At 74.0% G+C, this 11,922-nt stretch carries 11 protein-coding genes; 10 read left to right on the forward strand and 1 reads right to left on the reverse strand.

Annotated features, from left to right (window positions below):
• The first annotated feature begins 17 nt into the window (after window positions 1–17).
• From HNR70_RS10685 to HNR70_RS10730, 10 genes are all read left to right on the forward strand, one after another.
• Window positions 18–362, forward strand: coding sequence for an ArsR/SmtB family transcription factor (locus HNR70_RS10685; RefSeq protein WP_184325647.1), 345 nt, complete (start codon window positions 18–20; stop codon window positions 360–362).
• A complete protein-coding gene (locus tag HNR70_RS10690; protein WP_221421124.1) occupies window positions 362–1,375 on the forward strand; it encodes a cation diffusion facilitator family transporter in 1,014 nt (337 codons plus the stop codon). The genes HNR70_RS10685 and HNR70_RS10690 overlap by 1 nt, the downstream gene beginning before the upstream one ends.
• A 202-nt stretch (window positions 1,376–1,577) precedes the next feature.
• Window positions 1,578–2,978: an FAD-binding oxidoreductase gene (locus HNR70_RS10695; RefSeq protein ID WP_184325648.1), complete on the forward strand. Its 1,401-nt coding sequence runs from the start codon at window positions 1,578–1,580 to the stop codon at window positions 2,976–2,978.
• Window positions 2,978–4,303 (forward strand): aminotransferase-like domain-containing protein, encoded by a 1,326-nt coding sequence (locus HNR70_RS10700; RefSeq protein WP_184325649.1) that lies wholly within the window; start codon window positions 2,978–2,980, stop codon window positions 4,301–4,303. Before HNR70_RS10695 ends, HNR70_RS10700 begins: the two co-directional genes overlap by 1 nt.
• Window positions 4,300–5,958, forward strand: a complete 1,659-nt coding sequence (locus HNR70_RS10705) for an ABC transporter substrate-binding protein (protein ID WP_184325650.1) — start codon at window positions 4,300–4,302, stop codon at window positions 5,956–5,958. The genes HNR70_RS10700 and HNR70_RS10705 overlap by 4 nt, the downstream gene beginning before the upstream one ends.
• On the forward strand, window positions 5,955–6,986 hold the full coding sequence (locus HNR70_RS10710; protein ID WP_184325651.1) for an ABC transporter permease: 1,032 nt from the start codon (window positions 5,955–5,957) through the stop codon (window positions 6,984–6,986). The genes HNR70_RS10705 and HNR70_RS10710 overlap by 4 nt, the downstream gene beginning before the upstream one ends.
• Entirely contained in the window at window positions 6,986–7,849 is an 864-nt protein-coding gene (locus HNR70_RS10715) for an ABC transporter permease (RefSeq protein ID WP_184325652.1), read from the forward strand. Before HNR70_RS10710 ends, HNR70_RS10715 begins: the two co-directional genes overlap by 1 nt.
• Entirely contained in the window at window positions 7,846–9,558 is a 1,713-nt protein-coding gene (locus HNR70_RS10720; RefSeq protein WP_184325653.1) for a dipeptide ABC transporter ATP-binding protein, read from the forward strand. The genes HNR70_RS10715 and HNR70_RS10720 overlap by 4 nt, the downstream gene beginning before the upstream one ends.
• Window positions 9,555–10,109, forward strand: coding sequence for a GNAT family N-acetyltransferase (locus HNR70_RS10725; protein WP_312857639.1), 555 nt, complete (start codon window positions 9,555–9,557; stop codon window positions 10,107–10,109). Before HNR70_RS10720 ends, HNR70_RS10725 begins: the two co-directional genes overlap by 4 nt.
• Window positions 10,110–10,372: 263 nt before the next feature.
• On the forward strand, window positions 10,373–10,843 hold the full coding sequence (locus HNR70_RS10730; protein ID WP_246375200.1) for a hypothetical protein: 471 nt from the start codon (window positions 10,373–10,375) through the stop codon (window positions 10,841–10,843).
• Window positions 10,844–10,862: 19 nt separating this feature from the next.
• On the opposite strand, the gene HNR70_RS10735 is transcribed toward HNR70_RS10730, so the two are convergent.
• Complete coding sequence (locus HNR70_RS10735) at window positions 10,863–11,831, reverse strand: MsnO8 family LLM class oxidoreductase (protein ID WP_184325654.1); 969 nt, start codon at window positions 11,829–11,831, stop codon at window positions 10,863–10,865.
• Window positions 11,832–11,922 lie beyond the last annotated feature (91 nt).

The raw sequence follows: 11,922 nt of genomic DNA on the forward strand, positions 1-11,922 counted from the left end.
TGGGCAGGATCGACGCCATGAGCGAGACCCCCGAGCGCTTCCCCACCGAGCCCCAGCTCGCGGCGGCGGCGGACACCTTCTCGATGCTCGCCAGCCCCGCCCGCCTGCACCTCGTCCAGCTGATGAGCACGGGGCGCTACGACGTGGGCGAGCTGGCGGAGCGGGTGGGCCTGAGCCTGCCCACCACCAGCCAGCACCTGCGCAAGCTGCGCCTGACCGGGATCGTCTCGGCGACCCGCGAGGGCCGCCACAGCTACTACACGGTGGAGGATCCGCACGTGGTGGAGCTGGTGGAGCAGATCTTCGCGCACATCGCCCCGGACGGCTCGCTCGCCCCCGACCCGCCTCGCAAGGACCGCTGATGACCTCCGCAGACTCCTCGACCTCCCCCGAGTCCCCCACCCCGCCCAGCCCCTCCCGCTCGACCCCGCAGCGGGTGGACCTCACGAAGTTCGCCTGGCTCTCGATCGCCGCGGCGATCGTCACCATCACCCTCAAGGCCGGCGCCTGGGTGATGACCGGCTCGGTGGGCCTGCTCTCCGACGCCGCCGAGTCGGTGGTGAACCTCGTCGCCGCAGTGGTCGCGCTCATCGCGCTGCGCGTCGCGATCCGCCCGGCCACCGAGCGCTTCCTCTACGGCCGCGCGAAGGCGGAGTACTTCTCCGCCGCGGTCGAGGGCGTCATGATCTTCGTGGCCGCCGCGGTGATCCTCGTGACCGCCGTGGAGCGCTTCCTGAACCCGCAGCCGCTGGAGAACGTGGGCTGGGGCCTCGCGATCAGCGTGATCGCCTCGCTCGTCAACGGCGGCGTCGCGCTCGTGCTGCTGCGCGCGGGCAAGAAGCACAACTCGATCACCCTGCGGGCCGACGGCAAGCACCTCATGACCGACGTGGTCACCAGCGCCGGCGTGCTCATCGGCGTCGCCGCCGTGGTCCTCACCGGCTGGGAGCGCCTGGACCCGATCGTCGCCTTCGCCGTCGGCGTGAACATCATCGTCACCGGCATCGGCCTGATCTCCGAGTCCGTCTCCGGCCTGCTGGACAAGGCGCTGCCGGACGAGGAGCACGAGGTGATCACCGAGATCCTGCGCCGCCGCACCGACGGCACCGTCACCTTCCACGGCCTGCAGACCCGCGAGGCCGGGCAGGAGAAGTACATGAACGTGCACGTGCTCGTGCCGGACGAGTGGACGGTCAAGCAGGGCCACGACTACATCGAGGGCCTCGAGGACGAGCTGGCCGCGGCGATGCCGATGCTGCGCGTGCTCACCCACCTCGAGCCGATCTCCGACCCCGCCAGCTACGAGGACATCCCCGAGGCGCACGTCCCGATCCACGGGGATGACCACGACCCGACGGTTCCGCCGCAGGTCTGACGCCCCCTTCCATCCTCCGAGCGCCCCGCCGATCCTCGATCGGCGGGGCGCTCGCGCGACTGCCGCCGGGGCCAAGGACCAGTGGCGCACGTCACCTGTGTCGCACACGGTGAACTCTTATGTCGATCATCGCTTGTGCTTATGGGGGTCCGTACCCCACGATGGGGCGCGCACCACCGCCCCTACTCTCCCCAGGAGCACCGTGACCGCCATCGCGCCCACCGGCTCGACCTCGGACCTCGACGACCTCGCCGCCCGCCTGCGCGCGCAGCTCGGCGAGGACGCCGTGATCACCGCCCCCGACCCGCGCTACACCGGCGACGCCGCCGTCCGCGCCCCCGAGGGCACCGCCTTCCTGCTCGTGCTCCCCCGCGACACCGCGGGCGTGCAGGCGGCTCTGCGCCTGGCCCACGAGACCGGCACCCCGGTCGTGCCGCGCGGCTCCGGCTCCGGGCTCTCCGGCGGTGCGGTCCCCACCCCGGGCGCGATCGTGCTGGGCCTGGAGCGGCTGACGGCGATCCGCGAGATCGATCCGCTGGACGAGGTCGCCGTGGTCGAGGCCGGGGTCATCACCGCCGACCTCTCCGCGGCGCTCGCCCCGCACGGCTTCTTCTACGCCCCCGACCCCGCCAGCGCCACCCTCTCCAGCCTCGGCGGCAACATCGCCACCAACGCGGGCGGACTGCACTGCGCGAAGTACGGCGTGACCCGTGAGTCCGTGCTCGCCCTCGAGGCCGTGCTCGTCGACGGGACCCTGCTGCGCACCGGGCACCGCTCGCTCAAGGGCGTGACGGGCCTGGACCTCACCCAGCTACTCATCGGCTCCGAGGGCACCCTCGCCGTGGTCACCGCCGCGACCGTGCGGATCCGCCCGCTGCCCGTCGCGCGCCGCACGGTCCTGGCCCGCTTCGCCACGACCGCCGAGGCGGCCGCGGGCGTGAACGCCATCTCGCTCAGCCCCGTCCGCCCTGCCGCGACCGAGCTGCTGGACGGCGGGACCCTCGCCGACATCGACGAGAACACCGGCTCGACCCTCGCCGACGGAACCTCGACGATCCTGCTCATCGAGCTGGACGGCTACGGCCTGGACGAGCAGACCGCGGACCTCACCGCCGCCCTCACCGGCGCCGGCGGCGAGATCCGCATCGTGGAGGACGAGGCCGAGGCGGAGCACCTGTGGGAGCTGCGCCGCTCGGGTCGCGGCTCCGGCGCCGGCGGGCACCGCCTCGGCGAGGACATCGCCGTGCCCAAGTCCCGCCTCGCCGAGATCTTCACGGCCCTGACCGAGATCGGCGAGCGCCACGGCGTGGAGACCTCCGCCGTCTCCCACGCCGGGGACGGCAACCTCCATCCGCTGCTGGCCCTGCCCGCCCGGGAGGACGACGTGCCCGGGCAGCTGCCCCAGGCGATCCACGACGCCGCCGACGACCTGGTCCGTGCGGCCCTGGACCTCGGCGGCACCATCTCCGGCGAGCACGGGATCGGCACCGCCAAGCGCGGCTGGCTCGACCTCGAGCTCTCCTCCCCCTCCCGCGACCTGCAGCTCCGCCTGAAGGACGCCTTCGATCCCCACCATCTGCTGAACCCCGGGAAGGCCCTGTGATGACCACGACCGCCCTCGATCCCGCGGCCCTCGCCGCCGGTCTGCTCTCGCCCCTCGCCGCTCGCGAGGACCTCTCCCACGGCTTCGGCCCCGGTGGCACCTCCGTACCCGGCGCGGTCTCCCTCATGGGCGGCGCCCCGAGCGCGGACCTGCTGCCGCTGGCCGCTCTGCGCGAGGCGGCCCGTGACCTCACCACCGATCCGGCCGCCCTCGTCGACGCCCTGCAGTACAGCGCCGCGCCCGGCATCACCCCGCTGCGCGAGTGGATCGCCCGGCGCGAGGGCGTGGACGCCTCCCGTGTGCTGGTCACCAACGGCGCCTTCCACGGCCTGTCCCTCGTGTTCGACGCGCTGCTGGAGCGCGGCGACCTGATCGCGGTCGAGGACCCGACCTACCCGCTGATCTTCCGCGACCTGCAGCACCACGACGTGGACGTGCTGCCGGTGTCCCTGACCGAGGAGGGGCTGGACCTCGACGCGCTCGAGGAGCGCCTGGAGGCCGGGGCCCGCCCGAAGCTACTCTACACGGTCCCCGACTTCCACAACCCCACGGGCCTGATCGTCCCGGCCGCGCAGCGGGAGCGGCTCGTCTCCCTCGCCGAGCGGCACGGCTTCGTGATCGTCTCCGACAGCGCCTACGCCGGCCTCGCCTTCCCGGGCGTCGAGACGCCCGCGGACTTCACCACCGACTCGGACCTCGTGGTGCGGGTGCGCACGTTCTCCAAGATCCTCGGCCCCGGGCTGCGGCTCGGCTACCTGGTGCTGCCCGCGTGGCTCGTCGGCCCCGTCACCCGCCTGCGCGCCAACCAGGACCAGCACTCCTCGGTCGTCGTCCAGGCGATCGTGGAGCGGGTCGTCGGCGCGGGCGAGCATGCGCCCCTGCACGGCGGCCTCGACGGGATCGCCGACCGCGCCCGCACCGCCTACGCCTCCCGCTTCGACCTCGTCGCGGGGCTGCTGGACGAGGCCCTGCCCGGCGGGATCGAGATCGCCCACCGCACCGGCGGGATCTTCCTGTGGGCGCAGGTGGACGAGGCCATCGACCTCGCCGCCGCCCGCCGCATCGCCCGCGAGCGCACCGGCACGGACTTCGTGCCGGGCCGCTACTTCCGTCTCGCCACCGCCGCGGACACCGCCCCGGCCCGCCGCGCCGCCGGATCCCCGTCGGCCGACGGGGCCGGCGCCCTCGAGGGCGCCGGCGCCGAGCTCACTTCCACGGACGCCGGCCGTCTGCGCGTGGGCATCAGCCATCTCGACGAGCCTGCCCTGCGCGAGGGCGTCACCCGCCTCGCCGCCGCCCTCACCGACCCGGAGGCCCGCCGATGAGCACCACCGCCGCCACCCGCCCCAGCCGTCGTCGACTCCTGCAGGGACTCGGCGCCGGGGCCGTGGGCCTCGCCGTCGGCCTGCCGCTCGTCGGCGGGGTCCGCGAGGTCGCCCGCGCCGACGGGACCGGCGACGACCTCGAGCTGTCCTTCCTCATCTCGAACCTCGACGGCGGCTGGGTCCCCGCGAAGTCCGCGATCTCGAGCTACGAGGCGAACGTCTGGCAGCAGTTGACCGACAAGCTCGTCCACACCGACCCGAAGGGGAAGGTCACCCCGTGGATCGCCGAGTCCTGGGAGCAGAGCGAGGACGCGACCGAGTACGTCCTGCACCTGAAGGACGGGGTCACCTTCTCCGACGGCACCCCGCTGGACGCCGACGCGGTCATCGCGAACCTGCAGGCCTGGGCCGTCGGCCGCCCCGACGAGGGCCTCCCCCGCGTGGGCCTGTTCCCCGGCGGCACCTTCGAGGGCGCCGAGGCGCTGGATCCGCTGACCGTGCGCGTCGCCTTCACCGCCCCCACCCTGTCCTTCCTGCCCACCCTCGGCTACCACGGCTGCCAGCTGATGGCGCCGTCGTCCCTGGCCGGCAGCCTCGAGGAGCAGTCCGACCTGTCCACCCAGGTGGGCTCCGGGCCGTTCGTGCTGGAGAGCTGGGCGGCCGGGGACCACGTGCGCCTGGTGCGCCGCGAGGACTACGACTGGGCACCGCCGGCGCTCGGCGCGTCCGGCCCCGCGACGCTCGCCGCCATCACCTACACGGTGCTGCCGGACGACACGCTGCGCGCCTCCGCCGCCCGCGCCCACCAGACCGACATCGCCTACAACGTGAACCCGCAGGTGCTGGACTCCTTCACGCAGGCCGGGTTCCACATCGAGGTGCCCCGCTACCTCGGCTTCGTGCACGGCTACAGCCTGCGCACGAACGTCGCGCCCTTCGACGACGTGCGCGTGCGGCAGGCCTTCACCCGCGGCATCGACCGCGCCGAGATCCTGCGCACCGTGTTCACCGACGCGTGGGAGCCGGCGACCAGCTGGCTGCAGGCCGGAGTGCCCGAGACCACCGACCTCACCGAGCTGTTCGAGTACGACCCCGAGCTCGCCGACCGCCTGCTCGACGAGGCCGGCTGGACCGAGCGCAACGCCGACGGCTTCCGCACGAAGGACGGCACCGAGCTCGGCTTCACCCTCTACCCCACCCCGTACCTCACCGGCTCCGTCCCGGAGGCGGAGCTGATCAGCCAGCACCTGCGCCGGCTCGGCATCCGTGTGCACACCCAGAAGCTCGACATCCCCACCTGGACCGAGCGGGTCACCAACGACCTCTCCCAGGGCGTCGGCGAGGTGACGCGCAGCTTCGTGGACGTGGGCACCGTGGCCGGGGTGATCACCGACGAGGGCGAGGACTGGTTCTCCGTCGGCTCCTCCGACCCCGAGCTGGTGCGCCTGCGCGACGCCGTCGCCGGCGCCGCGGACCGCGAGGAGCGGGCGGGTCTGGTGGACGAGCTGTCCCGCCACGTCCTCGAGCAGGCCTACTTCATCCCGCTCGAGCAGAACGTGCAGCGCATCTACGTGCAGTCCCCGGACCTGAAGGGCATCACCTTCAACGCGGTGGCGATCCCCTCATACCACGCCGCCACCAAGGAGCCGTCATGAGCACCCTCTCCCCCACCGCCCCGGACGGTCCGACCGGGGCCCTCGCCCCCGCGGCCCCGTCGGCCGCCGCGCGCACGGCCCGGCGCTACGCCGGCTTCGCCGCGCGCCGCACCGGCCAGGCGCTGATCGTCATCCTCCTCGCCTACGTGCTGGTCTTCCTCGTGCTCGCCGCGATCCCGGGCGACCCGATCTCGGCCCAGCTCGACAACCCGCAGGCCGGGTACACCGAGGAGGAGAAGGCGCAGATCCGGGCCTACCACGGCCTGGACCAGCCGGTGCTCGTCCAGCTCGTCGTCTCGCTGGTCCATGCCCTCCAGGGCGATCTGGGCACGTCGCTGGCGACCTCGCAGCCGGTCACCGCGATGCTCGGCGCCGCGATCCCCTCCACCCTGGCGCTGGCCTCCACCGCCCTCGTGCTCGCCGTGGCGATCGCCGCGGTGCTGGGCCTGCTCTCCCGGGTCCTGCCCGAGGGGCGGGCGAACTCGCTGGTCCGCTCCGTGCCGACCCTGTTCCTGTCCACCCCGAACTTCCTCATCGGCCTCGTGCTGATCCAGGTGCTCGCGGTGAACCTGGGCCTGTTCAGCCTGGTGGACTCCGAGAGCCCCGGCTCCACCCTCGCCGCGGCGCTCACCCTCGCGATCCCGGTCTCCGCCCAGATCGCGCAGGTGTTCATCACGGCGCTGGACGAGGCCGCCGGCCAGGACTACGCCGAGGTCGCGCTCGCCCGCGGCCTGCCGCCCGCGCAGGTCGTGGTCCGCCACCTGCTGCGCCCCTCCCTCCTGCCGACCGTGACCGTGATCGGCCTCGTGCTCGGCGAGGTGCTCGGCGGCTCCCTGATCACCGAGACGATCTTCGGCCGCACCGGCGTGGGCACCGTGGTGCAGAAGGCCGTGGCCGCCCAGGACGTGCCCGTGCTGCTGATCGCCGTGGTGCTCTCCGCCGCCGTGTTCGTGGTGGTGAACCTCGTGATCGACCTGCTCTACCCGCTGCTGGACCCGCGCCTGCGCACCGCGAAGGAGGCCCGCTGATGAGCGCCGCCGTTCTCACCCCCGGCGTCCGCGCCGCCGCCCGCTCCCGTGCCGCGACCGGCACCCGCCCGCCGCTGTCCGTGCTGCTCTCCGCCGCGGTGCTGCTGGTGGTGCTCGCCTGGTCGCTCGCCCCGGGGCTGCTGACCGGGCACGACCCCGCCATCGGCATCCCGGACGACAAGTTCATCGCCCCCGGCGCCGCCTACTGGCTCGGCACCGACCACCTTGGCCGTGACCTGCTCACCCGCATCATCCACGGCTCCGCCTCCTCGATGACCTCCGCCCTGATCGCGGTCGCGATCGGCCTGGTGCTCGGCGGTCTGCTGGGCCTGCTGGCCGGGTACCTCGGCGGGATCGTCGACGCGGTGGTGAGCCGCGTGGTCGAGGTGCTGCTGGCGATCCCCGGGTTCCTGCTGGCCGTCGTGGTCGTCACCGCCCTCGGCTACGACACCCGCAACGCCGCGATCGCCACCGGCGTCTCCGCCGTGGCGGTGTTCGCCCGGCTCATGCGCGCCGAGGTGCTGCGCGTGCGCACCAGCGTGTTCATCGAGGCGGCCCGCGTGAACGGCGGCTCGAGCGCCTACGTGCTCTTCCGCCACGTGCTGCCCAACGCCCTGCGCCCGGTGCTGTCGCTGGCCGTGCTGCAGTTCGGCATCGCGATCCTCGTGATCGCCGGGCTCGCCTTCCTCGGCTACGGCGATCCGCCGCCCGCCTCCGACTGGGGTCTGCTCGTCTCCGACGGCCGTGAGCACCTCATCCACGCCCCGTGGCTCGTGATCGCCCCGGGCATCGTCATCGCCGTCGTCGTGCTGTCCGTGAGCCGGCTCAGCCGCTGGCTCGACCAGGGAAGGAACGCCCGATGAGCACTCCCCGCAGCTCCACCGCCCAGGACCCCACCGCCCCGCTGCTCCAGGTCCAGGACCTCACCGTCGCCTACGGGGACACCGAGGTGGTCCACGGCGTGTCCTTCGCCGTCGGCGCCGGGCGGGCCCTGGCCCTGATCGGCGAGTCCGGCTCCGGCAAGTCCACCATCGCCCGCGCGGTGCTGCGCCTGCTCGGCGCCCGCCGCGCCCGTGTGGACGGCTCCATCGCCGTCGAGGGCCGGGAGGTGACCGGGCTGCGCGATCGCGAGTTCCTGCCGCTGCGCGGCCGTGTGCTCGGCTTCGTCCCGCAGGATCCGGGCTCGTCCCTGAACCCGGTGCGCACCATCGGCTCCCAGGCCCTGGAGGCGGCGGCGCTCGTGCCCGGCGCCCGCACCCGCGCCGAGCGCGACGCCCTCCTGCTCGCCGCGCTCGAGCGGGTGGGGCTGCCCGAGCCGCAGCGCATCGCGGACTCCTACCCCCACCAGCTCTCCGGCGGGCAGCTGCAGCGCGTGCTCATCGCCCTCGCGATCCTGCCCGGGCCGCGGCTGCTGGTCGCCGACGAGCCGACCTCGGCCCTCGACGTCACGGTGCAGAAGCAGATCCTGGACCTGCTGGACGACCTGCGCCGCGAGCTCGGCATCGGCATCCTGCTGATCACCCACGACCTCGCGATCGCCGCCGCCCGCGCCGACGAGGTCGTGGTCCTCCAGGACGGCACCCTCCAGGAGGCCGGCCCCACCGCGTCGGTGTTCACCGCGCCCCGCTCGGAGTACACCCGCGCCCTGCAGGCCGACGTGCCGGGCCTGAACCCGGACCGCTTCGCACCCCTGCGCGCCGAGCGCGACGCCCGCCATCCCCTCGACCGCACGGTCCAGGTCGCGGCCGACGCGATCACCCGCACCTTCCGCTCCCGGGACCGCGAGGTTCGCGCCCTGGACGGGGTGTCCTTCGCGATCCCCCGCGGCCGAACCCACGCCCTGGTCGGCGAGTCCGGCTCCGGCAAGTCCACCGCCGCGCGGGCCCTGCTCGGCCTGGAGACGCTGGACGCCGGGACCCTCACCGTCGGCGGCCGCACCGTCGACCCCACCGACCGCGCAGGGCTGCGCGAGCTGCGCCGCCACCTGCAGATCGTCCACCAGAACCCCTTCACGTCCCTGGACCCGCGCTGGACCGTGGAGCGGATCGTGCGCGAGCCGCTCGAGCGGTACAAGGTCGGCGACCGTGCCGAGCGCGCCGCCGCCGCGGCCTGGGCGCTGGACGCAGTGCGTCTGCCCGAGTCCCTGCGCGGCCGCCGCCCGGGTGCCCTCTCCGGCGGGCAGCGCCAGCGCGTCGCGATCGCCCGCGCCCTCGCCCTGCGCCCGGACGTGCTGGTGCTGGACGAGCCGACCAGCGCCCTGGACGTCACGGTGCAGGCCGGGATCCTCGAGGTCCTCACCAGCCTGCAGCGGGACCTGGGCCTGACCTACCTGTTCATCTCCCACGACCTCGGCGTGGTGCGCCAGTTCGCCGACACCCTCACCGTGCTGCGCCGCGGCGAGGTGGTCGAGTCCGGGACCGTCGCCGAGGTGCTCTCCGCCCCGCGCGAGGACTACACCCGCGCCCTGCTCGCCTCGATCCCCGTCGGGTCGGGCGGCCGGGAGGGCGAGTCGGGGACGGTCGACGGGCCCGCTGCCGCGGGCGAGCAGCTCGCCGCGGGGGTGGGCACGTGACCAGCACCGACACCGCCGCGACCGAAACCGTCCCGACCGGGACCGCCACGTCCGAGACCGCCACCGCGGGCTCGACGACGCTGCGCGACGGTCGCCTCCTCACTCTCGCGCGCACCGGCTGGGACGATCCGCGCGCGGTCGCGCTGCGGGCGGCGATGGATGCGGAGATCGCCCCGCGCTACGCCGCGCTGCGGGCCGCCGCTCCGCCGCCCGCTCCCCCGTCGGCCGACGACGTCGAGACTGTGGTCCTCGCGCTCGTGGACGGGGAGCCCGCAGCGACCGGGACCCTGCGCCGCCTCCCGGATCGTCTCGAGGTCAAGCGCCTGTTCATCGACCCCGACCATCGCCGGGCGGGTCTCGCGAGCCGCGTCCTCACCGCCCTCGAGGAGGAGGCCCGCGATCGCGGCGCGGCCGAGCTGTTCCTCCAGACCGGCAACCGCCAGCCCGAGGCGATCGCGCTCTACGAGCGGACCCGCTGGCAGCACACCGACGTCTACGCCCCCTACGATCCGACCGACGGGATCAGCGTCTGCTTCTGGAAGGAGCTCTGACCCGGGAGCAGTGAGCCGGGACGGCTGAACGGACCCGCCGGGGCCTGTGCAGAGTCCGACCGCGGTGGCAGTATGCCCGGTATGTCCACCGACGACCGCCTGTCGTCCACCCCACCGCCGCCGACCGCATCACCGATCCCGTCGCTGCGCGCACTGTACGCCCCGGCCGCAGCCCCGATGCCCTGCCGGGCGACGTCCCACCCTCGAGCGCCCGTTCGTTCCTACTGGTCAAAGTCACCCTCGCGCTGATCGCGAGCATCCTGATGGTGTCCGTGCACGAGCTGGCGCACCTGATCACCGGCCTCGCGGCGCAGCTGCTGGAGATCCCGGTCGCCGGGCAGGTCCTCGCGCTGCTGATCGGGGTGGCGGGCATGTTCGCCAACGCCCGCGCTTTCGCCACCCAGATGGCCCGTCACACCGGGGACAGCAACCCCCACCGTCAGGCGATGACGCTGTACATGTGGCTGTTCGGTATGGGCGTCCCCATGGGTCTCAGCCTGCTGTACCTCGCGGTGAGCCCCGCGGACGTCCCGCCCGGCAGCCGGATCGCGATCGTCGCCGCCGGCACCGCGGTGCTCGTGTTCGCGCCGATGGCGCACATCTTCGCCCGCGCCGTGCAGGACGTGGAGCTCGAACCGCTGCGCCTGCCGCGGGTTCCGTTCCTCGCCCTCGTAGTCCTGGTGCTCCTGGTCCTCGGCAACATCGCGCTGAGCCTCGGGGTGCGGGTGGGGTGAGCCGACGGGCTCGCGCGGCTCACCCGAGCAGCGCAGCCACCCGGCGATCGGACTCGGCGAGTGCGTCGCGGTCGGTGGTCGAGCCGGAGGCGAGGATCTCGTCGGCCCCCGTCGTCTCGACGAGGCGGCCGACGCGCTCCCGCAGCGTGGCCTCGGAGCCGGCCCAGCTCGCCGCGAGCCCCCGCTCGATCCGCGCGCGCTCGCGCGCGGAGAGGACGCGAGCATGGATGGCCTCCGCACTCTCCAGCGGTGGGAACGCGCCCGTCTCGCGGGAGCGGACCATCGCCCATACCTCGGGCAGCGCGAGCTCGCGGGCCTCGGCGTCGGTGTCGGCGACCAGCAGGTCCAGCGCGAGCATGACGCGCGGGGTGCTGCCGTGGTGGGGCCGGAACGCGCGACGGTACTCGGCGAGTCGCTCGCCGATCCGGTCGCCGAGCAGCGCCGGCCCGCCGAGCACCACCCCGAGCCCGAGCGAGGCGGCGGTTGCGAGGCCCGCGCCGGTGGCGAGCAGGTGCAGGGGCGGCGGGGTCGCGGCGACGGGCCGGGAGGTGAGCGCCGCCGTGCCCTCGAGGTATTCCCGCACCTCGGCGACCTCGGCCGCGAACTGCTCGTGGGTCGCCTCGGTGCGGCCGAGGGCCTCCCGCACCGGGGCGGTGAAGCCGAGGGAGCGGCCGAGCCCGAGATCCACCCTCCCGGGCGTCAGCGCCTCGAGCATGAGGAACTGCTCGGCGACGACGAGGGGACGGTGGTTGGGGAGCATGACCCCGCCGGAGCCGAGCCGGATGCGGGAGGTGCGCTGCCCGATCGCGGCCAGCAGCACGGCCGGGGAGCCCGACGCGATGCCCGGCACGGTGTGGTGCTCGGCCACCCAGAAGCGGTGGTACCCGAGCTGCTCCGCGAGGACCGCCCGCTCGAGGCTGTGGCCGAGGGCGGCCTGCTCGGAATGGTCCGCGCGCGTGCGGGAGCGGTCGAGCAGGGAGTACCTCATGCCTGCGGGCAACGTCGGCCGGGCCCGAAATCTTCCCGGATCCGGGGTCGAGAACCTCTCACCGCCGCCCCGCCCGCGTCCGGGCGCGCGT

The organism is Brachybacterium aquaticum, assembly GCF_014204755.1.
In the GTDB taxonomy this organism is placed as follows: Bacteria; Actinomycetota; Actinomycetes; order Actinomycetales; family Dermabacteraceae; genus Brachybacterium; species Brachybacterium aquaticum.